20 protein-coding genes and 1 pseudogene are annotated in these 22287 nt (G+C 64.7%); 11 read left to right on the top strand and 10 right to left on the bottom strand.

From position 1 onward, the window contains the following. Positions 1-23: 23 nt before the first annotated feature. The 6 genes from ACFOPH_RS16005 to ACFOPH_RS15980 form a co-directional block, all read right to left on the bottom strand. Positions 24-203 (bottom strand): hypothetical protein, encoded by a 180-nt coding sequence (locus ACFOPH_RS16005; RefSeq protein ID WP_379736359.1) that lies wholly within the window; start codon positions 201-203, stop codon positions 24-26. Between the two features lie 297 nt (positions 204-500). Continuing rightward, entirely contained in the window at positions 501-998 is a 498-nt protein-coding gene (locus tag ACFOPH_RS16000) for a GNAT family N-acetyltransferase (protein WP_312548535.1), read from the bottom strand. After that, positions 995-1933 (bottom strand): DMT family transporter, encoded by a 939-nt coding sequence (locus ACFOPH_RS15995; protein ID WP_312548534.1) that lies wholly within the window; start codon positions 1931-1933, stop codon positions 995-997. The genes ACFOPH_RS16000 and ACFOPH_RS15995 overlap by 4 nt, the downstream gene beginning before the upstream one ends. Before the next feature lie 184 nt (positions 1934-2117). Next, the gene (locus ACFOPH_RS15990) at positions 2118-2573 is read right to left on the bottom strand and encodes an outer membrane lipoprotein (protein ID WP_312548533.1); all 456 of its coding nucleotides are present in this window, start codon (positions 2571-2573) and stop codon (positions 2118-2120) included. An 88-nt stretch (positions 2574-2661) separates the two neighbouring features. Continuing rightward, positions 2662-3108, bottom strand: a complete 447-nt coding sequence (locus tag ACFOPH_RS15985) for an Mpo1 family 2-hydroxy fatty acid dioxygenase (protein ID WP_312548531.1) — start codon at positions 3106-3108, stop codon at positions 2662-2664. 72 nt (positions 3109-3180) lie between these two features. Further along, a complete protein-coding gene (locus ACFOPH_RS15980; protein ID WP_312548530.1) occupies positions 3181-4128 on the bottom strand; it encodes a LysR family transcriptional regulator in 948 nt (315 codons plus the stop codon). Positions 4129-4279: 151 nt separating this feature from the next. Between ACFOPH_RS15980 and ACFOPH_RS15975 the strand changes: the two genes are divergently transcribed. The 7 genes from ACFOPH_RS15975 to infA all read left to right on the top strand — a co-directional run bounded on the left by ACFOPH_RS15975 (position 4280) and on the right by infA (position 12787). Next, entirely contained in the window at positions 4280-4492 is a 213-nt protein-coding gene (locus tag ACFOPH_RS15975; protein WP_379736355.1) for a hypothetical protein, read from the top strand. After that, entirely contained in the window at positions 4489-5364 is an 876-nt protein-coding gene (locus ACFOPH_RS15970) for an alpha/beta hydrolase (protein ID WP_379736353.1), read from the top strand. The genes ACFOPH_RS15975 and ACFOPH_RS15970 overlap by 4 nt, the downstream gene beginning before the upstream one ends. A gap of 160 nt (positions 5365-5524) precedes the next feature. Then, on the top strand, positions 5525-6748 hold the full coding sequence (locus ACFOPH_RS15965; RefSeq protein ID WP_379736351.1) for an efflux RND transporter periplasmic adaptor subunit: 1224 nt from the start codon (positions 5525-5527) through the stop codon (positions 6746-6748). Positions 6749-6752: 4 nt separating this feature from the next. After that, complete coding sequence (locus ACFOPH_RS15960; RefSeq protein ID WP_379736349.1) at positions 6753-9935, top strand: efflux RND transporter permease subunit; 3183 nt, start codon at positions 6753-6755, stop codon at positions 9933-9935. Then, on the top strand, positions 9932-11416 hold the full coding sequence (locus tag ACFOPH_RS15955) for an efflux transporter outer membrane subunit (RefSeq protein WP_379736347.1): 1485 nt from the start codon (positions 9932-9934) through the stop codon (positions 11414-11416). The genes ACFOPH_RS15960 and ACFOPH_RS15955 overlap by 4 nt, the downstream gene beginning before the upstream one ends. Positions 11417-11522: 106 nt before the next feature. Continuing rightward, complete coding sequence (locus tag ACFOPH_RS15950; protein ID WP_312548523.1) at positions 11523-12071, top strand: DNA-deoxyinosine glycosylase; 549 nt, start codon at positions 11523-11525, stop codon at positions 12069-12071. A gap of 449 nt (positions 12072-12520) precedes the next feature. Further along, positions 12521-12787, top strand: a complete 267-nt coding sequence (gene infA, locus ACFOPH_RS15945) for a translation initiation factor IF-1 (protein ID WP_312548522.1) — start codon at positions 12521-12523, stop codon at positions 12785-12787. Position 12788: 1 nt separating this feature from the next. Here infA and ACFOPH_RS15940 read toward each other — a convergent pair whose 3' ends face one another. Next, positions 12789-13955 carry a tetratricopeptide repeat protein gene (locus ACFOPH_RS15940; protein WP_379736345.1) on the bottom strand — a complete coding sequence of 389 codons (1167 nt, stop codon included), beginning with the start codon at positions 13953-13955 and terminating at the stop codon, positions 12789-12791. 63 nt (positions 13956-14018) lie between these two features. After that, positions 14019-14930, bottom strand: a complete 912-nt coding sequence (locus tag ACFOPH_RS15935) for an HDOD domain-containing protein (RefSeq protein ID WP_312548520.1) — start codon at positions 14928-14930, stop codon at positions 14019-14021. Positions 14931-15084: 154 nt separating this feature from the next. On the opposite strand from ACFOPH_RS15935, the gene ACFOPH_RS15930 reads away from it, so the two are divergent. Next, positions 15085-15654 carry a DNA-3-methyladenine glycosylase gene (locus ACFOPH_RS15930; protein WP_379736342.1) on the top strand — a complete coding sequence of 190 codons (570 nt, stop codon included), beginning with the start codon at positions 15085-15087 and terminating at the stop codon, positions 15652-15654. On the opposite strand, the gene ACFOPH_RS15925 is transcribed toward ACFOPH_RS15930, so the two are convergent. Continuing rightward, on the bottom strand, positions 15635-17371 hold the full coding sequence (locus tag ACFOPH_RS15925; protein WP_379736340.1) for a methyl-accepting chemotaxis protein: 1737 nt from the start codon (positions 17369-17371) through the stop codon (positions 15635-15637). The two genes, ACFOPH_RS15930 and ACFOPH_RS15925, sit on opposite strands and share 20 nt — an antisense overlap. 103 nt (positions 17372-17474) lie before the next feature. Between ACFOPH_RS15925 and ACFOPH_RS15920 the strand changes: the two genes are divergently transcribed. Next, complete coding sequence (locus ACFOPH_RS15920; RefSeq protein ID WP_379732757.1) at positions 17475-18812, top strand: IS4 family transposase; 1338 nt, start codon at positions 17475-17477, stop codon at positions 18810-18812. A gap of 37 nt (positions 18813-18849) precedes the next feature. On the opposite strand, the gene ACFOPH_RS15915 is transcribed toward ACFOPH_RS15920, so the two are convergent. After that, on the bottom strand, positions 18850-19305 hold the full coding sequence (locus ACFOPH_RS15915) for a cache domain-containing protein (protein WP_312548517.1): 456 nt from the start codon (positions 19303-19305) through the stop codon (positions 18850-18852). A gap of 306 nt (positions 19306-19611) precedes the next feature. Here ACFOPH_RS15915 and ACFOPH_RS15910 point away from each other — a divergent pair. Together ACFOPH_RS15910 and ACFOPH_RS15905 are read left to right on the top strand one after the other, a co-directional pair. After that, positions 19612-20019, top strand: a pseudogene (locus tag ACFOPH_RS15910) (lysine 2,3-aminomutase); the annotation flags it as partial. A 23-nt stretch (positions 20020-20042) separates the two neighbouring features. Next, positions 20043-21704, top strand: a complete 1662-nt coding sequence (locus tag ACFOPH_RS15905) for a recombinase family protein (protein WP_379736338.1) — start codon at positions 20043-20045, stop codon at positions 21702-21704. Positions 21705-22287 lie beyond the last annotated feature (583 nt).

Raw genomic sequence — 22287 nt, 5'->3', positions numbered from 1 at the left:
TGCCCACCCGCCGCAGGCCTTGTTCAAAGCGACTGTAACTTCGCCTTGGTCGTCGACACCGCCCGGTGCAGCATGCGCTCGGCGTAAAAGTCGTTTTCGCGCTGCGCCGCAATGGCGTGCAGGCTGCGCGTGTAGTTATCGAGACGGGAGCGCAGCCAGGCCTTGTAGAGCCAGGTCCTGATCGGTTTGAGGCTGAATGTCATGGGTTTGCCCTTTGTGCGGAGAGCACATTGTCGGCGTCACCCATACATTGCTTTTGTGATAACTCAATCGTGCCACACCCCGGCACAAGGCTTGAGGCTTCTCAAATCCCCAGATTCCAGCTGGGTAATTATTAGCTTCAGTGGAATCCGTAAGAGAGGTAAGCAATTGTAAGAACCACCACAGTCAGCGACATCGCCCGGCTATATTGAAGTCGTTGATATCCACTCTCCCCTCCCCATCCTAAAAAATGGGTTCGCCCACGGCACCGAACGGTCCCGTGGGTTTTTCTTTGCCGGTTACAGCGCGCGGCGGGCGAGATAGTCGAGCGATTCGCCGGTGACGCGGCAGATGCGCCAGTCCGGCAGGATCTGGGCGCCCATCGCCTTGTAGAAGTTGATGGCCGGCTCGTTCCAGTCGAGGACAGACCATTCGAAGCGGCCGCAGTTGCGCTCCACGGCCAGCTGGGCCAGGCGCGCCAGCAGCTGGGTGCCGTAGCCCTTGCCGCGGTGCGACTGGCGCACGTACAGGTCTTCCAGGTACAGGCCCTTCTTGGTCAGGAAGGTCGAGAAGTTATGGAAGAACAGGGCAAAGGCGACCACTTCGCCGTTTTCCTCGCCGACGATGGCTTCGCACGAGGGTTTCGTGCCGAACAGGCCTTCGTGCAGCAGCTCCTCGGTGGCCACCACCATATGCTCGAGTTTCTCGAACACGGCCAGCTCGACGATCATCGAATGGATGTGGCTGATGTCGGCCGGCTCGGCAGGGCGGATGGAAAAATGTGTGGCAGAGGTCATGGGGTTTCGATGGCGTTGTTCAAAAGATCATTTTGCACCGGTTTGGCTGCGGGTGCGCGCAGGGCCCAGGCCACGCTGGCCAGGCACAGCACCATGCCCAGGAACTCGACGGGACCTGGGCGGTAGTGTTCGAGCTTGACCGACAGCAGCACCGACAGCACCGGCGTGATGACGCCGATATAGACCGCTTTCTGCGGCCCGATGCGGGCGATCAGCGTGAAATAGGCAAGGAAGGCGATCACCGAGCCGAACAGGGCGAGATACAGCAAGCCCAGCGTGTACGAGAGGGTCGGCGGCGCGACGAAGCGCTGTCCGGTGGCCAGCACGTAGAGCACCACCAGCAGGGTGCCCCAGAGCATCGACCAGGCGGTGGTCAGCATGACGTTGGTGGATTGCTCGCGCACCTTGCCGACCACGATGCTGCCGGCCGAGCTGGCGATGGTCGCGACCAGGGCCAGGACCACGCCCAGCAGGAAGTGGCCGCTGCCGCCCATTTGCAGGTCGCGCCAGGCCTGGCCGATCGAATGGTAGAACAGCAAGGCCACGCCGGCGGTGGCGGCCGCGCCGGCGCCCCAGGTGCGCGCGGCGATCGGCGTGCCGTGGAAGAGTCGTCCCAGCAGGGGAGTCCAGAACACCATCAGCGCGAACAGCACGGCGACCAGGCCCGAGACCACGACTTCCTCGGCCTGGTAGGTGCAGATATACGACAGGCCGAAGGTCGCCGCGCCTTGCAGCATCATCCATTTCTGGGTGCGCCAGGGCAGCTGCAGCTTGTGGCCGCGGATGGTGCAGATGAAGAACAGCGTGGCCGAGGCCAGTGCGAAACGGTAGACCACGGAGACCGCCGGCGGCACTTCGCCCAGCTGCAAGGTAATGGCCCAGAAAGTCGAACCCCAGATCAGGGATGCGATGACGAAGAGGACGGAAGAAGGCATCGCGAAAGTATACGTGCTTTCGCTATTGCCTGTCGTCTATAGATTGGAAATATGCGCCCCAAACCGCACAGTTTTTGGACCGTAGGGTGGGCGGGTTTCCCGCCCACGCGTTCAAATTACATTGGCACTGTGATAACGCAGGTTTTGTTTGAACGCGTGGGAGGAAATCAGCCACCACCGGTGCTCAGTGCGTCACCCGCGTCTGATACCCATCGCTCAGCAGCCGCACGCGCTCGCCCGGCCGGAACATCTCGTCCGCCGCCTGCGTAATGGCGCGCAATTCTCCGCTGTCGAGCCGGACGGTGATCTCGAAACCCGGCCGCTGGTTGGCGTTGGCCTCGATCCGGTTGCCGAGCAGGCCGCCGGCGATGGCGCCGGCGACGCTGGCCGCGGCCGAGCCGCTGCCGCTGCCGATCTGCGCGCCGCCGATGCCGCCGAGGGCCGCGCCGCCCATGGTGCCTACGCCCGATTCCGGGTTGACGATGGTGACATTCCGGACCGACTCGACCGTGCCCATGCGCACGACCTGCTCGTTCTGGGTCTGGCCATACCGGTAGACGCTGCCGGAGGGCGGCGGCGTGGCGCAGCCGGCCAGCAGGCCGGCAGCGAGAAGGGCGGCGAGGGGAAGCGTGGTTTTCATGGCAGGCTCCAACAGGTGATCTTATGCTTGAAGCCTACTCCTTGCCAGCAAGGGGCGGCGCGCGCCCGCTTCCTGTCGGTACGCCGGCTTAGTACGCCAAATTCAGGCGGCGGTACAGGAAACCCAGCACGAACAGCGGCCCGATCAGGAGGAAACGCAGGTCGTCGAAGAAGGACGGCTTCTTGCCTTCGATCTTGTGGCCGATGAACTGGCCGATCCAGGCCACCACGAACACCGCGATCGACAGCGGCAGCACGGTCATCGGCGGCATCGCGGCCAGGATCGCCAGCATCGCGGCCGACATTGCCAGCATGCCCCAGGCGAAGGGGCGCGAGAGCTGGAAGTAGTACCACATGGCAGCAAGGACCGCGGCGAGCGCCAGCACCGGGTGGACCGCCCACAGGATGCCCAGCAGCGAGAACACGATCACCGGCACGCACACGAAATGGATCAGCTCATTGGTCGGGTTGCGGTGGCTTTCGCTGTAGATCTCGAGCAGGGTGTGGATATTGCGGGGCTGCGCGGCGCTGGTCATGAGGGTCTCCCGGTGATGGTTTTATGGGGAAATTCTACACCCGGGCCGCGCCGTATTTTCAAGTCGACGGCATCACGCCGCCTGCGCTTCCTGCGCAAAGGCCGGACGCGCGCCCAGGCGCATCTGCGGATGGTTCGCGAGCAGCTCGGACACCCACTCGACGAAGGCCCGCACCTTGGCCGACAGGTGGCGGTTCTGCGGGTAGACCACGTGGATCGGCAAGGGGTTGCTGGCCCAGTCGGGCAGCAGCTGCACCATGCGGCCTTCCTGCATGTGGCGCAGCAGCAGGTAGTCGGTCATCTGGATGACACCCAGCCCGGCCAGCCCCGCCTGCACGTAGGCGTTCGAGTCGTTCAGGGCGATCAGGCCCGGCAGCGGCACCTCGATGCGCTCGCTGCCGCGGTTGAAGTCCCAGTCGTAGACCTTGCCGTTCTTGGCCGAGAAATAATTCACGCAGCGGTGCTGGAGCAAATCGTTCGGATGCTGCGGAACGCCGAAGCGGGCCAGGTAGTCGGGCGAGGCGGCGGTGACAAAATTGATCACGCCGACCCGGCGCGCGATCAGGCTGGTGTCGAACAAGGGCCCGCCGCGCACCGCGCAATCGACGCCTTCCTCGATCAGGTCGACCGGGCGGTCGGTGCTGCCCAGCTCCAGCCTGATGTCGGGGTAGCGTTCGAAGAAGGCGGGCAGGGCCGGCACCAGGATTTCGCTCGAGAAGCCGGTCGGGGTGTCGACGCGCAGGCGTCCGCTCGGGTTCAGGCGGGTGCGCGAGAGCGATTCCTCGGCGTCGCGCACGTCGGACAGGATGCGGATGCAGCGCTCGTAATAGGCGGCGCCATCGGAAGTGACGGTGACGAGGCGCGTGGTGCGGTGCAGCAGCTTGGCCGCCAGCGCCGTTTCCAGCGCCTGCACCATGGTCGAGACGCTGGCCTTGGGCATGCTCAGCATCTCGGCCGCGCGCGTGAAGCTGCCGGTATCGACCACCTGCACGAAGACTTCCATGGCCTGCAACTTGTTCATCTTTTCCTCCTGCGGTCAGGAACCTTCCTAGTTTTTGCTGATTGTTCGTCCAATCTGAACAATCAATTCGAAATTGCGATCTTTATCAGATTGTAGTTGATGTCTATAGTGTGCGTATTGGGAGCTGAAGTAATCATCAATGGAGCGGAACATGAGACATCGGGACGGCATCGTGGCAACGATCGCGCTGGCGGTCAGCACGCTGGCCATGGCGGCGGCGGTCGGCAGCGGCGCCTATGGACAGGCCGCCGGCGCCGAGGCGCACGGCATCCATGCGCTCGCCAATACGGTGGCGTGCGCTGTCTGTCCCGAGAATGCTGCGAACGCACAACTGTTCGCCGCCGCGCAGGAGGTGAAGCCATGAACGCGCCGTTCGACCTGGGCGCCGCCAATGCTGGTGCGGCGCATCCCACCGATACGGTTCGCGTGCGCGAACTCGAAGCCGCCGGCGAACAGGGGCCGCTGAAAGCGCGCCTGTACGCGGCCGGCCCGGCGTCAAAACGCGACACTCTGATCGTGTTCTTCCACGGCGGCGGCTTCGTGGCCGGCGACCTGGACGATGCCGATGGCTTCCTGCGCCACCTGGCCGACGCCAGCCATGCCCAGGTCGTCCTGGCCTCGAACTACACGCTGGCAACCGTGCGCCCGTTCCCGGCGGCGGTCGAGGATGCCCATGCGGTGCTGCTGTGGGCCAAGAAGAACAAGACCAAACTGGGCTGGAGCGGCAAGCGCATGCTGGTGGCCGGCATCGAAGCCGGCGCCAACCTGGCCGCCGTCTGCGCGCTGATGTCGCGCGACCGCGGCACGCCCAAGCTGGCCGGCCAGATCCTGCTGATGCCGATGCTCGACCCGGGCCTGTCGACCTGCTCGATGCGCGAGATGCCGAATTGTCCCGACCGCGAACAACTGGCCGACACCTGCGCGGCCGGCTACCGCGGCTACCTGCCGCATGCGGCCGACCGTACCCACCCGTACGCTTCGCCCCTGCAATCGAGCCGGCTGCGCAACCTGCCGCCGGCCCTGATCCTGTCCGCCGAGGACGACCCCTTGCGCGACGAAGCCGAGGCCTACGGGGCCAAGCTGACCACCTTCGGCGTGCGGGCCACTGTCCGCCGCCTGCTGCCGGCGCCGCTCACCGAACCGGGCGGACGCAACGATTGCGCCTGCAAGGCGCATGCCCTCACCGAAATCGCCGGCTTCATCGCCGATCTGGACGGGGAGGCGCCGCCCGGATGACTTCTTCCACCTGATTCTTTCCACAACTAGCTGAACTGGTCAACGCACCCCACGGGTGCGGCGGGACCTGCTTTCCTTCGCGCTTTTTCACGATGCGTCGCCGGGAGGGACGGGTGTCGCCTAATTAATTACATTTTCTCAACAATAAGAGGCAATAAACATGAGAACCGTTCATCAATTGACCGCCGCAGTGCGGTCGACCCTACGCTCGCAGCGTGGTCCGGCCGTGCTGGCGCTGGCCGGGGCCGGCCTGGCCGCGGCGATGCTGTCCGGCTGCGGCGATGCCACGGGAAAAGCCGCCGAAGCCGGCGCGCCCGCCGCGCCGCCGGTGTCCGCCGCACTGGTGCTGGAACGGCAAGTCGCCGAAACCCAGGAATTCTCGGGCCGCCTGGAAGCGATCGAACGCGTCGAGATCCGCTCGCGCGTCAGCGGCTTCATCACGGCGGTGAACTTCAAGCCGGGCAGCGAAGTGAAGAAGGGTGAGGTCCTGTTCGTGATCGATCCGCGCCCCTACCAGGCCGAAGCCGCCCGCGCCGAAGCGAATGCCGCATCGACCCGCGCCAAGCTGGAGCTCGCCCGCCGCGAGCTGGCCCGCGCCGAGAGTCTGCTGGCCGACAAGGCGATCGCGAAACGCGAATACGACGAAGCGGCGGCCGCGCAGAAGGAGCTGGAAGCGAATGCCGCCGCGGCCCAGGCCCAGCTCGAGGCAGCGCGCCTGAACCTGGCCTATACCCGCGTGACTTCGCCGATCGACGGGCGTGTCTCGAAGGCCGAGATCACCCTCGGCAACCTGGTCGACGCCTCGGCCGTGCTCACCTCGGTGGTATCGCTCGACCGCATCTACGCCAGCTTCGACGGCGACGAGGAAACCTACCTGCGCGTCGGCGCCAAAGCCCAGCAGGGCACGCCGGTCGCGGTGCGCGTCGGCCTGGCCAACGAAGAGGGCTTCCCGCACGAGGGCAAGCTCGAATTCGTCGACAACCAGCTCGATGCCCGCACCGGCAGCGTGCGCATGCGCGCCGCTTTCGACAACGCCGACCGCACGCTGGCGCCGGGCCTGTTCGCGCGGGTCCAACTGGGCGCGGCCGACAGCCGCAAGGCGATCCTGATCCAGGACCGCGCCGTCGCCACCGACCAGAGCCGCAAGTACGTGTTCGTGGTCGGCGCCGACAACAAGGCCGAGTACCGCCCGGTGACGCTGGGGCCGACCATCAATGGCTTGCGCGTGGTGCGCGCCGGCCTGAAGGGCCGCGAGAAGATCGTCGTCAACGGCCTGCAGCGCGTGCGTCCCGGCGCGCCGATCGCGGCGCAGATGGTGGCGATGGACGCCGCATCCGCGCCGCTGGCGCTCGCGGCCAATGCACAAGCAGGCGCCAAGGAGTAAGACCATGAATTTCTCCCGCTTCTTTGTCGACAAGCCGATCTTCGCGGCCGTGCTGTCGGTGCTGGTCTTCGTCGGTGGCCTGATCTCGATCCTCAAGCTGCCGGTGTCCGAGTACCCGGACGTGGTGCCGCCTTCGGTGGTGGTGCGCGCCCAGTACCCGGGCGCCAATCCCCAGGTGATCGCCGAGACCGTGGCCGCGCCGCTGGAAGAGCAGATCAACGGCGTCGAGAACATGCTCTACATGTCCTCGCAAAACACGTCGGACGGCGCGCTGATGCTGACGATTACCTTCGCCATCGGCACCGACGTCGAGCAGGCCGAGACGCAGGTGCAGAACCGCGTCCAGCGCGCGCTGCCGCGCCTGCCCGAGGAGGTGCGCCAGATCGGCGTGACCACCGTGAAAAGCTCGCCGAATTTGACCATGGTGGTGCACCTGAAGTCGCCGAGCGGCCGCTATGACGACCTCTATCTGCGCAACTACGCAACCCTGAACATCAAGGACCGCCTGGCGCGCATCCATGGCATGGGCGAGGTGCAGCTGTTCGGTTCGGGCGACTACGCGATGCGGGTCTGGCTCGATCCGCAGAAGGTGGCCGCGCGTAATCTCACCGCCGGCGACGTGGTCGACGCCATCCGCGAGCAGAACGTGCAGGTCGCGGCCGGCGTCATCGGCCAGGGCCCGGCGAAAGACGCCGAGTTCCAGCTGACCGTGAACACCCAGGGCCGCCTGTCGACCGTCGAGGAGTTCGGCGACATCGTCGTCAAGACGAATGCCGACGGCGCCACCACCTTGCTGAAGGACGTGGCGCGCCTGGAGATGGGCTCGAACTCGTATGCCCTGCGCGCGCTGCTGGACAACAAGTCGGCGGTGGCGATCCCGATTTTCGAAGCGCCGAACGCCAACGCGCTGCAGCTGTCCACCGACGTGCGCGCGGCCATGGCCGAGCTGTCGGAAGATTTCCCGGAAGGCGTCGAATACAGCATTGTGTACGACCCGACCCAATTCGTGCGCGAGTCGATCGACTCCGTCATCCACACCCTGCTCGAAGCCGTGGTGCTGGTGGCGATCGTCGTGATCGTCTTCCTGCAAAGCTGGCGCGCCTCGATCATTCCGTTGCTGGCGGTGCCGGTGTCGGTGGTCGGCACCTTTGCCGTGATGCTGATGTTCGGCTTCTCGATCAACACCTTGTCCCTGTTCGGCCTGGTGCTGGCGATCGGCATCGTGGTCGACGACGCCATCGTGGTCGTCGAGAACGTCGAGCGCAACATCACGAATGGCTTGTCGCCGCACGACGCGACGATCCAGGCGATGAGGGAAGTCAGCGGCCCGATCGTGGCGATTGCCCTGGTGCTGTGCGCGGTGTTCGTGCCGATCGCCTTTGTCTCGGGCCTGACCGGCCAGTTCTACCGCCAGTTCGCGCTGACCATCGCCATTTCGACCGTGATCTCGGCCTTCGTGTCGCTGACGCTGGCGCCGTCGCTCTCAAGCGCGCTGCTGAAGGCGCACGACGCGCCGAAGGACCGCCTGACCCGCATCATGGACAAGCTGTTCGGCCGCTTCTTCGCCGCCTTCAACCGCTTCTTCGGGCGCGCCTCGCACCGCTACGAAGGCGGCGTGCAGGGCGTCCTGCGCCGCAAGACCGTTTCGCTGGCGGTGTATGCGGTGCTGGGCGTGGCCGCCGCCTTCATGTTCAAGGTGGTGCCGCCGGGCTTCGTGCCGCAGCAGGACAAGGCTTACCTGATCGGCTTCGCCCAGCTGCCGGACGCCGCCTCGCTCGACCGCACCGATGCCGTGATCCGCAAGATGTCGGACATCGCCGCCGAGATCCCGGGCGTGGAGTCCTCGGTTGCCTTCCCCGGCCTGTCGATCAACGGTTTCACCAATGCGCCGAACGCGGGCATCGTCTTCTTCACCCTGAAGCCCTTCAACGAGCGCAAGGGCGAGGAGCAGTCGGCCGCAGGCATCGCCGCCGCGATCAACGCGCGCATGGGCGCGGTCGAAGACGCCTTCGTGATGGTGCTGCCGCCGCCCCCGGTGAATGGCCTCGGCACCACCGGCGGCTTCAAGATGATGCTGGAAGACCGCGGCAACCTGGGCTACGACGCGCTGTACAAGGCGACCCAGGCGATGCAGGCGAAAGCCTGGGCCGACCCGCGTTTGCAAGGCGTGTTCTCGAGCTACCAGATCAACGTGCCCCAGCTGTTCGCCGACATCGACCGCGTGAAAGCCAAGCAGCTCGGCGTGCCGCTGCAGACCATTTACCAGACCCTGCAGGTGAACCTCGGTTCGCTCTACGTGAACGACTTCAACCAGTTCGGCCGGACCTACCAGGTGCGGGTGCAGGCCGATGCCCAGTTCCGCTCGCAGCCCGAGCAGATCGCCCAACTCAAGGTGAGGAGCAGCAGCGGCGAGATGATCCCGCTGTCCTCGCTGATGCAGGTGAAGGACAGCTATGGCCCGGACCGCGTGCAGCGCTATAACGCCTACGTCTCGGCCGACATGAACGGCGGCCCGGCGCCCGGCGTCTCCTCGGGCCAGGCACAGGCTATTTTCGAGCAGATCGCGAAGGAGACGCTGCCGAAGGGGATCGCCTACGAGTGGACCGACCTGACTTACCAGGACATCCTGTCGGGGAACACCATGATCTACGTCTTCCCGCTGTGCGTGCTGCTGGTGTTCCTGGTGCTGGCCGCCCAGTACGAAAGCTGGACCCTGCCGCTGGCGGTGATCCTGATCGTGCCGATGTCGATCCTGTGCGCACTGCTGGGCGTGAAGCTGACCGGCGGCGACAACAACATCTTCACCCAGATCGCGCTGTTCGTGCTGGTCGGGCTGGCGTCGAAGAACGCGATCCTGATCGTGGAGTTCGCCCGCGAACTCGAACACCACGGCCGCAGCATCGTGGCAGCCGCGCTGGAAGCCTCCCGCCTGCGCCTGCGTCCGATCCTGATGACCTCGATCGCCTTTATCATGGGCGTGCTGCCCCTGGTGTTCTCCAGCGGCGCCGGCGCCGAGATGCGTCACGCGATGGGCGTGGCCGTGTTCGCCGGCATGCTGGGCGTGACCTTCTTCGGCCTGTTCCTCACGCCGCTGTTCTACGTCCTGCTGCGCACGCTGGCCCAACGTTTCGAACAACCCGCCGCGGCGCCTGCCCCGGCCGTGCAGGCGGAAGGAGTCGCACAATGAACACCATGATTGCACGCGGTATCGCCCCGTTGATGGCGGCCCTGCTGCTGAGTGCCTGCGCGGCGCCGGATTTCAAGCAACCCGCGGTGACCGTGCCGACCGCCTTCAAGGAAGCAGGCGCCGTGCAGACGGCGCCCGACGGCAGCCGTTGGCAGCCGGCCCGCCCGGCCGAGCAGCAGCCGCGCGGCGAATGGTGGCTGGTGTTCCAGGACGCGCGCCTGACCGCATTGATGGACGAGGCGGCGCGCAACAACCCCAGCCTGACGGTGGCCGCGGCGCGCGTCAAACAGGCGCGCGCCATCGCCGGCATCGCCGAGGCCGACCGCATCCCGCAGGTGAATGTCGGCGTCGGCGCCCAGCGCGGCCGCCCGTCGTCGTTGGAGGCGAACCTGCCGCAGGGCAGCCCGGTCGCGCCGCGCAGCACCTACACGGCCAGCCTGTCGGCCAGCTACGAGGTCGATCTGTTCGGCCGCGTGGCCGCCAACGTCGAGGCGGCGCGCCAGGATGCCGCCTCGGTGGAAGCGAGCTACCAGTCCGTGCTGCTATCGCTGCAGGCCGACGTCGCGCAGGGCTACTTCCGGCTGCGCGCCCTCGACGCCGAACTGGAAACCGTCGAGCGCGCCGTGCGCCTGCGCGAGGAAAGCGTGGCGGTGAACCAGCGCCGCTTCGACCTCGGCGACATCGGCGAATTCGACCTGACGCGGGCAAAAACCGAACTGTCGGCCACGCGCGCCGAAGCCATCGGCCTGCAGCGCCAGCGGACCAACGCCGAGCATGGGCTGGCGGTACTGCTGGGCCGCCCGCCGGCGGACTTCGCGGCATCCACCAGCCCGCTGCCGGAATCGAGCGCGATGCCGCTGATCCCGGCCGGGCTGCCGTCGACCCTGCTCGAACGCCGGCCCGACGTCGCCGCCGCCCAGCGCACGATGGAAGCGCAGAACGCGCGCATCGGCGTGGCCCGTTCGGCCATGTTCCCGGCCTTGACCATCGATGCCGCGGGCGGCGGCGTCGGCGGCACCATGGCCGAGGCCTTCAAATGGAGCAGCCGCTCCTGGGTGCTGGGCGCGTTGCTGGCGCTGCCGGTGATCGACGGCGGACGCAACCGGGCCGAGGTGACGCGCAGCGAAGCGGCGCTGGAGGAGTCGGTCGGCGCCTACCGCGAACGCGTGCTGGCGGCCTTCGCCGAGGTCGAGGACAACCTGGCCGGCCTGCGCATCCTCGACGCTCAAGGCGCCGAGGTGCAGGACGCAGTGGTCTCGGCGCGCCGTTCGGTCGACCTGGCGCGCAAGCTCTACGACGCCGGGCGTTCGAGCTACCTCGAACTGCTCGACGCCCAGCGCAACCTGGCCTCGGTCGAGCGCAACGCGGCGCAGCTGCGCGGCGACCGCGCCCTGACCACGGTCGCCCTGATCCGCGCCCTCGGCGGCGGCTGGGATGCGCCGGCGGCGCAGCAGACGCAGGACGGGCTGGCGCAGCGTTGAGGGATTCCTGATCTCCTCCGGAATGCCCTTTGCGGCGGCCCGCTCACGCGGTCCGCCGCTTTTTTTCGTGCGCATACGCGGCCGGGCAGGGCGCTACAATCGGCCCATGCCCAACACCGTTTCCAAAGACAGCCCGCTGCTCACCGGCCTCGCGCCCGTGATCGCGCCCGACACCCGCATCCTGGTGCTGGGCAGCTTTCCCGGCGCCGCCTCGCTTGCGGCCCAGCAGTACTACGCCCACCCGCGCAATCAATTCTGGAAGCTGGTCGGCGCCCTGGTCGGCGAAGACCTGTATGGGTTGCCCTACGACGAGCGCCTGCCACGCCTGCTGGCGCACCGCTTCGGTTTATGGGACGTGCTGGCCGCCTGCGAGCGCGAGGGCAGCCTCGATTCCGCCATCCGCAAGCCGGCGGCGAACGACTTCGAGCGCCTGCACAAGCTGTGCCCGAAGCTGGAGACGGTCGGCTTCAACGGCCAGGCATCGGGAAAATTCGCGCCACAGTTCGCCGAGGCCGGCTACCGCACCGTCGTGCTGCCATCGAGTTCGCCGGCGCACATGGCGATATCGTTCGAACAAAAGCTGGCGGTGTGGGGCGCGTTAATGGAAGAGGGCGATGCAGACCCGCAGGCATCGGGCCAGGCGCCGCTGTTCTGAATTCTCCGGCGCCGGTGCCAGGCTTCGCTCATCCATACGTCATTTCGCCATCCGTGCTACACTGTATGCAGTCGAGGAAGCACGCACACGCTTCGCGACGTTTCGGCAGGGCCGCACAACGACGGCGGCCGAACGCAGTTAGCCGATCGAGCCACCTTGATCGAGTGACATGCGGGAAGCACCACGTAGATAGCATGGGCGTCCTGCGCTCCGTACCTGGCAGATGGTCCAGGACAGGAGCACGATCCAGGCTTTGTCGATCACCGGCCCGCAATGAGCGGGCTTTTTTCTTCCCCGTGCATCCGCATCGCGGTTGCCGGCGCATCTTTTCCCGCCCGACGGCGGTCGATTCACCTCATTTCCGGTCCAGTCCCTGCGGGCGCTGCCGACCGAGGCATTGTTCATGGCGGCGTTGGCAGCCGGCTCGCAGCTCACACAAGGAAAGCATCATGGCAAAAGAAGACCTCATCGAAATGCAAGGCCTCGTCACCGACGTCCTCCCCGAAATGCGTTTTCGCGTCGACCTCGAGAACGGCCACAAGCTGGTCGCGTATACCTCGGGGCGCATGAAGAAGAACCACATCCGCATCCTGGCGGGCGACAAGGTGACGCTGGAGATGTCGCCGTACGACCTGAACAAGGCGCGCATCGTGTTCCGTCATATCGAACAGCGCGGCACCCCCGCTCCCCGCACCGGCTACCAGCGCCGGCGCTAATCTACCTGCCCGACGGGCGCGCCACGCTGGACTTCAGGCGCGCCAGCTTCGCCACATACCGCTCGCGCGTCTCGGCGCGGGTGCTGGTCTCGCGTGCCAGCGCCAGTTCTTCCACCGCCGTATTCAGCTCCCCCAGCTGCAGGTGCGTGGCTCCCAGCCAGAAATGAAATTCGTCGTTGTCCGGCGCGCGCGCCGCTTCGCGCGCGAACAGCGCTTTCGCACGCCTGAAATCCCCGGCCTGGTAGGCGCGCATGCCCTGGTTGAAGTAATGGAAGGGCGGCGCCGGATACAGGCGGTCGATGCGGCGCTGTAGCGCCTGCGCTTCGGCCAGCTTGCCGTTCGTGTTCAAGGCCTGTTCCAGGTTCTGCATGACGACCAGGCTGTCGGGCTGCTTGCGCAGGATGGCGCGGTAGACCTGTTCGGCCCGCGCCGGGTGGCCGCTGCGCGCGTAGATCACGGCCAGGGTGTTGTAGGCCTCCACCAGGATAGGGCGCTGGAGGATAGCGGCGCGCGCCCACCAGTAGGCGTCGGCAGTGCGGCCTTGCAGCAGTTCCTCGGCGGCGCGGTTGTTCATGTACAGCGCGACGATGTCCGCTTCCTCCAGCTCGCGCGTGCGCAGGCGCGCCGCGTCCGGCGGCGGCAGGAAATCGATCACCAGCGGATCGGTGCCGGGACCGTATCCGCCTGGCGCCGCCATGCGCGGCGCCAGGCTGATGTTGACGTGGGAGCTGACCAGGTAGAGCGAGCCGCTGCGGCTCCAGGTCTCTTCGGTCTCCACGCTCTGGAAGCGCACGTTCATCCCGAGTTCGCGCGCGAAGGCCGCGGTCATGACGACCAGCGACAGGCAGTTGCCCGCGCGTTCGGCATAGGTCTGGGCCGCGGTGCGGGTGACGGTGGCGTCGTAGTCGAGCTTGAGGTCGCTCTTGCTGTAGAGCGCGGCGACCAGGCCGCGCGCGCCGCCCTTGTCGCGCAGGGCCTTCCTGAATTCCGGACTGTCGAGGTGCGCGCGCATCGGCGCGCTGAGCGTGAACAGGTCGGCGGCGCCGACTTGGCCGCTTGGCGCCGCGAAGGCGCCATCGTCGAACAGGGAGGCGAGATCGGCCGGCGGCCGGGAAGGGGTGCCGGCGCAGCCGGACAGCAGGATGAACAGCAGCAGCCAGGTTTTCATCGCGTCTCCTTGCCGGTGGTCTGTTTCCAGTATCCACCTGCGACGTGACGCTGTCAAAACATGCTAGTGCTCGTCGTGCAGGGCTTCTTCGAGCTCGTCGAGCAGCTCGGCCGTTTCGTCTTCGTCCAGCGACAGGTAGGCGCAGGCGCGTTCGCCGCCCTTGTCCCATTCGACCGAGCCGGCGTGGCCCTGGTAGCGGCGGATCGCGCGCTCGGCCAGCAGCGACAGCGCCACCAGCGAGCGGATGGCGTCGGCGGTGTGCTCGTCCTCCAGCACGGGATAGTCGTGGTGGTGCAGGATGGCCCAGGCCACGTCCGAGGACAGGCCCCAGTTGCGCGCGAGCAGGGAACCGATCGCCGCGTGGCTGGTGCTGTGGCGTTCTTCCTCGACCGCGGTGAAGGCGCGCGCGGGCTCGGCGGCGGCCACGAGCAGCGTCGCTTCGTAGCCCGGGAAGCGCTCCATCAGCAGCGGTACGCCGGTGTCGCAGAACAGGCCGAAGGTATGGGCGATGTCGGGCGCGCCGATGCGCAGGCGGCGCGACAGGAACATCATCGCGTGCGAGCGCTTGGTCGACACATCCCAGAAGCTGGCCAGGGCGTCGCTGTTGGCGGGAATCGCCTGGCGCGCCAGCAGGCCGGTCATCAGGGAGGCAACCTGGTTGATGCCGAGGAAAAAGATGGCTTGCTCGATCGACTTGGCGCGGCGGCCGCCGAACAGAGAGGAGTTGGCCAGTTTCAGCAGGGCGCCGGCCATGCCGACGTCGCGCGCGACAATGCGGCCGATGGTTTCCGGCGACGGATCGCTTGACGCCAGCTCGGCCTGCAGATCGGCCAGCAGGCTGGGACGGGGCGGGATGCGGATCGACTTGATCAGCGCGTCGACGCGGTCGACCGCTGCCGGCGCTGCGGAATTCGATGCGGGAGCCGCAGCGGCCGCAGCGCGCACCGGCATTGCTTTAGCTGCAACTGTGCTCATGGGGAGGTGATGCTTTCGGGAAATACCGCAAAGCTTGTCACTATAAACCAGTACGGATTTCGTTGCAGCAACAGGTTGTGCTTCGTGTGCGCTTCGGCTGCATTGTGTGGCAAAACGGACAGAACCCTGTTGTAACGGCGCCTAGAATCACGACATGAACCCAACCAAGCTTGCCGGGATTGACTTTCTTGCACCAGCCGAGGTGGTCGCACGCCAGCTGATCGGCGTCACCGTGCTGGTCGACGGCGTCGGCGGCCGCATCGTCGAGACCGAAGCCTACGACCGCGAGGACCCGGCCTCGCACGCGTATTCCGGTCCCACCGCGCGCAACTTCGCCATGTTCGGCCCGCCCGCCCATGCCTATGTGTATCGCTCCTACGGTATCCACTGGTGCCTGAACTTCGTCTGCCGCGAAGAGGGCCACGGCGCCGGGGTCCTGATCCGCGCGATCGAGCCGCTCGCAGGCCTCGACATCATGCGCGCCCGGCGCGACGCCGAGGATGTGCAGCTGCTCTGTTCCGGGCCCGGCAAGCTGTGCCAGGCCCTGAACGTCACGCGCGACTTCAACGGCGCTTCGCTGGCGGCGCCGCCGTTCCGGCTCGAAGCCGCGCCGCCAGGGCTGGAAGTGATCGCCGGCCCGCGCATCGGGATCTCGAAGGCGGTCGACGTGCCCTGGCGCTTCGGCCTGCACGGCTCGCGCTTCGTCAGCCGTCCGTTCCGTTGATCCGGCTCTCGCGCTCCTGCCGCTTGCCACGGCTGGCGTCGGGCAGCGCCGGGTTGCGCAGACCTTGAGCACGGCCGCGCATCGGGCTGTCCGGCGCGCGGCGCTCGCGCGGGTCGTGGAAGCCGTGCGTCTCGTCCGTGTCGAGCGCGGTCTCGGTGTCGAGCGGCGCGACGCCCTCGATCTTGAAGATCGAGACCGCGCGCGCCAGGTTGACGGTCTGCTCGTGCAGGCTTTCCGCCGCCGCCGCGGCCTGCTCGACCAGGGCCGCGTTCTGCTGGGTCATGTCGTCCATCTGGCCGACTGCCCGGTTGACTTCGGCGATGCCGTCGGCCTGCTCGGTGCTGGCTACGCTGATGCGGCCGATGATGTCGTTCACCTGCTGCACCGAGGCGACGATGTGGCCCATGCTGCTGCCGGCCTCGTTCACCGAGACGCTGCCGCCGTCGATGATCGTCACCGAATCGGCGATCAGGGCCTTGATCTCCTTGGCCGCCGCGGCCGAGCGCTGCGCCAGCGTGCGCACCTCGGAGGCCACCACCGCGAAGCCGCGCCCCTGTTCGCCGGCGCGCGCCGCTTCCACCGCCGCGTTCAGGGCCAGGATATTCGTCTGGAACGAGATGCCGTCGATGACGCCGATGATCTCGACGATCTTGCGCGAACTGGCCTTGATCGATTCCATGGTCGTCACCGCGCGCTCGACCGCATGGCCGCCGTCGCTGGCCAGCCGCGCCGCCTCGGCCGCCAGGTCGGTCGCCAGGCGCGCATTGTTGGCGTTGTCCTTCACGGCGATCGTCAGGGTCTCCATCGCGCTGGCGGTCTGCTCGAGCGAGCCGGCCTGCATCTCGGTGCGGGTCGACAGGTCGAGGTTGCCGGTGGCGATCTCCTTCGAGGCGGTGTCGATCGAGCGCACCGAGGTCAGGATCGCGTGCAGCGTCGTGTTCAGGGTGGCGATGGTGTGGTCGAGCGCGCGCGAGGTGTCGGCGATCTCGTCGCGGCCCGTGCTGCCGACCGGCGGCGCCAGGCGGCCGTCGGACAGCTCGGCGACCACGTCGGAAATCTTGCGGATGTCGGCCAGCATGGCGCGCCGCACCAGCATCGTCACCAGCAGCGACAGCGCGATCGACAGCACCACCAGCACCGCCATGGTGACGCCGAGCGAGCGGAACTCGGCGCCGGCGGCGGCATAGGCGCGCTCGCTCAGCGTCGTTTCCAGCGCGGCCAGCCGGGCCAGCTGGGTATTCAGGATGGTGAATTCCTTTTCCGCCTTCTGCATCGAATTGGTGGCGATCGACTGGTCGACCTGGGCCATCTCGATGGTTTCCAGGACCGACTTGCGATAGGCCTTCAGCGCCGCGCTCGAGGTGTCGATCAGCTTGCGCTCCTCGGGATCGGCGACTTTCGCCAGGGCCGCGAGCTGCTCGCCGATCGCCGCGTGCCGGCCGTTGATTTCCTTGACCAGGGCGTCGAGCCGCTCCTTGGCGAAGCTGCCGCTGACCCAGGCCAGCAACTGGTAGATGTTCGCGTGGGCGTACTTGGCTTCGCCTGCGACGTCGGCGGCATCCTGCAGGCGCGCCGCGCGCACCTGCACCATGTTCTCGAGCGAAGCGTGCTGGCGCACCATGCCGTAATAGGCGGCGCCGGAGAGCAGCGTCAGCAGCACCAGCACCAGTCCCGGCGCCAGCAGCAGCTTCGGGCCGATCCGCAGTTTCTTCAACATGCTTCACCTCCTGGACAAAAGAAAAGGGCGGCCGCGGCCTAATGCCGGTCACTTAAGGCATTGACCAGTCGGCGGTTTGAGCTAAAACGGATTCACGATCAACGTGAATCCGTTTTTTATTATGGCTCTCCAACTTGACCTGGACTATGCGGCTGAGCTGGCACCGCATGAGTTTGAACGCTTCGCCAGCCTGATCGATCCAGCCTGGATCGACGAAGCCTTGCAGCAGACCAGGACAGTGTCATTGCGGCGGCGGCGCTTGCCGGCCGAACGCATGGTCTGGCTGGTCATCGGCCTGGCTCTGTTTCGCAATGAACCGATCTGGCATATCGTCCAGCAGCTCGATTTGGCCGAGGGCCCGACACCCAGTGCTCCCGTGCCCAGTGCTGCTGTAGCAGGGCGAGAGCGCCTTGGTGAGGCACCGATGGCATGGTTGTTCGAACGCTTGGCAAGCTGCTGGGGGAGCACTGCCATACCTGAACAAGGGCTGTTTCATGGGTTGCGCAGTTACGCCGTCGACGGCGTGGTGTGGTCGCTGCCCGACACACCAGCCAACGGTGAAAAGTTTGGCCGAGGCTCGAACGCGCATTGCAAAGGCGCTTGGCCACAATTGCGCGCAGTCTGCTTGATGGACACCTACACTCACCTGATCCGCGCTGCCGAGTTTGGCGACTACGGCACCTCAGAGCTGAGCTTTGCCAAATCACTGATGCATAAGGTGCCAGATGGATCGTTGACGATCTTCGATCGTGCCTATCTCTCGGCAACCCTTCTTCTGGACTGGCAGCAGGCAGGTGAGCAAAGACATTGGCTCATGCGGGCTAGAAGCGGATTGCGTTATGAAGTGGTCTGCCAGTTTGCCCCTGACGACTGCCTGGTGAGTTTCGAGGTATCCCAGCAGGCACGCAAGCAGCGACCGGATTTGCCATCGCATTGGCAAGCACGACTCATTACCTGCATGGTTGGTGGAGAGCGCCGGCAGTACCTTACCTCTCTGTGGGACGCGCACCGTTTTCCAGCGCGTGAGATCGTTGCGCACTACATGCAGCGCTGGGAGATCGAATTAGGTTTCAGGGAAATCAAACAAGGCATGCAGAAGAATGCGACGACACTGCGCAGCAAGTTGCCTGCGCTGGTACGCCAGGAAGTATGGGGCACGCTCATCGCCTACAACCTGCTGCGCCATGAAATTGCCCAAATGGCCGATGAACTACACGTACCGCCACAACGCCTAAGCTTCCAGTGGCTGGCCCTGGCCATTACCACGGCCCTGTACCACTGGCCTCTGCAAACGCCTGGCACCTTCCCCAAGCGTCTGGCACTGCTACGCGAGCAGGCACGCGCCTATCTCTTGCCAGAACGTCGAACGCGGTCCTATCCCAGAGTCGTCAAACAGTGCAGATCCAAGTTTCCAATGAAAAATGCCAGTCAGCTTAACTGACTGGCATTAGGCCGCGGCCGCCCCGTGATGCAAGGTCTTACTTCTTGTAGATGCCCGCTTCCAGCACCACGTCGTCCACGCGCAGGATGTAGGTGGTCTTCGGCTCGATCTTGCCCGAGGTCGGGTTCTTGTACTGGTAATCGACCCAGCCCTTGCCCTTGGCGGCGGCCAGTTCGATGATCTCGCGGCGGTACTTCTTGCCGTTCGCATCGGGCACGTCGGTCAGGTCCTTGCCGACGATCGACGGGTTGTACGGGTGGGCCAGCACGATGCCGGTCTTGATGTCGCGCAGGTCGACATACAGTTCGCCCTGGACGAAGTCGGGATCCTTGGCATTGATCTTCTTCATCATTTCGGCCTTGCCCTTGGCCTTGATCAGGGCAGCCCCGCGTTCGGCCATGGCAATCGCGTCTTTCTCGGTCGGTTCAAAAGCCAGCGCGCTGGACGAGGCCAGGGCGAGGCACAGGGCGGTGGCGGTAGCGAGCAGCTTCATGGTGCGGTCCTTTCGAAGTAGTGCAATGAGTAGGCAGTTTCTGGGGTTCTATTAAATGCCATTAGGAAATGTACGCGTCACTTCCTATGGGTAACTTGCGAATGCGCAAAGGCTTACGTCGGGTGTCGCGCCGCCATCATTTGTCTTGCCGCATGGGATTGTTCCTCAAAGAAATCTTCCTCTTATTCAATTGATTGACGGCAATTCGACCTGCATAGACGACTCCTAAGATGCGCTTTCGTCGGCAATTTCTTCCTTCAAGAATTGACCGCCGCCCCCACCATCTTTCCTCTTCAGGAGCATGCCGTGACCACCACCGAATCGACGCCCGCCAAGTTCAAGCCATACACGCGCCAGACCATCGCGCTCGCGCGCCAATGGCAATGGATGAGTCCCGACCTGCAGGAAGCAGTGCAGGTGGTCTCGCACGTGCTGCCGTTTCGCGTCAACGAATATGTGCTCGACCAGCTGATCGACTGGGACCGCATCCCCGACGACCCGATCTTCCGCCTGACCTTCCCGCACCGCGACATGCTGCCCGCACGCGAATACGAGCAGCTGCGCGACCTGGTGCTGTACAAGAAGGACCAGGCCGCAACAAACAAACTGGTGCACGCGATCCGCATGCGCATGAACCCGCACCCGGCCGGCCAGATGACCCACAACGTGCCGCGCGTGAACGACGCCCCGCTCAAGGGCCTGCAGCACAAGTACTGGTGCTGATACAATGCGTCGCTATGAAAGCCTATTCCTATTCAAGATATTCAAGTGAGATGCAGCGGCAAGGTACGTCCATTGACCGCCAGCAGACGTTAGCCCGCAAGTGGTGCAAGGAGCATACCGTCGAGCTATCCACCATCACGTATGCAGACGAGGCCGTGTCTGGGCTGCATGGTGACAACGTGCGAACAGGGGCGCTAGGTGAGTTCATTGACGATGTTAAGTCGGGGAAGATTGAATCCGATAGCTACCTGATAATCGAACACTTGGATCGTCTGACGCGGATGAAGCCAATGCAAGCTGTGGCGCTGCTTTCCAGCATTACGGAGCTAGGCATAACCGTCGTAACCCTTCGGCCTGAAATGAAGTTCACGAAGGAATGGGACACCATGCAGCTTCTACAAGCTGTGCTGCACTTGGATAACGCCCACAAGGAAAGCGCCCGAAAGAGCGACCTTGGCAAGATCGAATGGGCGAAGCGGTTTGCACGTGCACGGGAGCCGGGGAAGCACCACATCGGCAAGCGTGTTAGCAACTGGCTCACGCTTGGCGACGATGGGCAGTACCACGAGAACGAGCATGCCGATACCGTGCGGGAGATTTTCGATTTGTGCCTTGAAGGGCACGGGAGCACGGTCATTGCCCAGACTTTGAACGCTAACAAGCGGGATACGTTCAACCGGGGCGAACGCTGGGGCACCACCGCCGTTATTAACATTCTCAAGAACCGGGCGGCTATCGGGGAACTGGCACCGAAGGATGGCGGCGAACCGATCCCGAACTACTTCCCGGCAGTCGTTGACGTGCAAAAGTTTGAATCTGCACAGGCGATTATCAGGAAGCGAAAGACGGGCAGCGTAACGAAGCAATCGGCAGAGTTCAACGTCTGGCAGAAGCTTGTGTTCTGTGGTGCGTGTGGCAGCGCCATGCACATCATCAAGCGAAACCACCGCTACCTAATGTGCGCAAACCGTCGCTATGGTACGTGCGAAGGGGCGAAGAACGTCCGACTGGATGAAAGCGAAGACGTGTTCAAGGCCATGCTGGCAGAGTTGAACGCGCTAAGCTTGGTGATGCCCGATCCTGACAAGCTTCACCGGGAGTTGACCGTGGCCGAAGGTAAGCTTCTGGAAGAACGTCGCAAGCTTGCTATCTGGGCAGACAAGCTGGCGCTGCACCCTGAATCAGACACGTTTGAACGATTCGTTCTGCAAGGCGAGGGGCGTATAGCCCTGCTCAAAGCTGAAATTGCACGCCTGACAGAAGAACTGACGGGCGGCGATAAGCTGAACTGGACAGAGCTAAAGGCTAGGATCGACCTTACCGACAAGAACACTCGCAAGCGGGCGAATGCTTTCTTGCATCGGCTGGGCGTACAGGTGAGGATTGCAGGGGGTTACTTGGTGATCCAGCGTGACGAAGCAAGAGCCTTGTTCGTCGTGTCGAAGGGGGAGATAGGTTACGTTGCGATGGAAGGCGAAGGCGAGATTCCAGACTTGGAAGCGGCGAACGCTACGGCATCAACGGTTGAGAAGCTCTTAGCGAAGCCGGGCATCATCATCACTCGAATCGGCACGCTGACGACGCCTAACGGCAGGGGCACGCGACGGAAGGCGGAGGTACAGCAGACAACGGAACCTAGAGAGGTTGATAGTTGCGGTGTCGCCGTCGTATGCTAACTTGGGTGTAAATACGCAGCGGAGGAATTATGCGCTATTTACGGCTGACTTACACTCTTACAGGCAAACAAGCCCCAGGCGAACTTATTCTCGATTTCATCGGGCAACGTTGGACACGGCGAACTGTCCTGCATGCAGTGGTCCGACAGGAGTTTCCCGAACTGCGCCCGGAGAAGATGCGGGGCAAAGAATGGAGCGCCGAGCGGGTGCAGGAGAGGTTCGGCATCACAAACTTGCGGTACGAGTTCCTACGGCCGTAAAAACTACCAAAAAAAAATCGGGCACACGGGCCAAGACGGAAACGGCTGCGGCGGATTGAAATTTATATCTACGGGCCGGAATCGGAAAATCCCATGTTTCGAACTCGGCTGTTAATACGGAAAACGGGTCGTAATTAAAAGGCCGTGGGGCGTTTTAAAATATACGCGGGCACTTTCCCGCAACCGTCAGCCGTTCGCCCCGTGACGGGGCTGTGGGAGGCTTTACAAGGCCCAATGGAAACTGATGTGGTAGCGTTAGGAGTTCCGGTACGGTACGATGCCTTCTGTACCCGACTCAGGTAAGCCGACTGACCTCCACCATC

Origin of the sequence: Massilia haematophila, assembly GCF_042647645.1 — a bacterium.
Taxonomy (GTDB): Bacteria; Pseudomonadota; Gammaproteobacteria; order Burkholderiales; family Burkholderiaceae_D; genus Telluria; species Telluria haematophila.
Note: the sequence above shows the minus strand (reverse complement) of the source record. Positions and strands in the feature narration are given on the sequence as shown.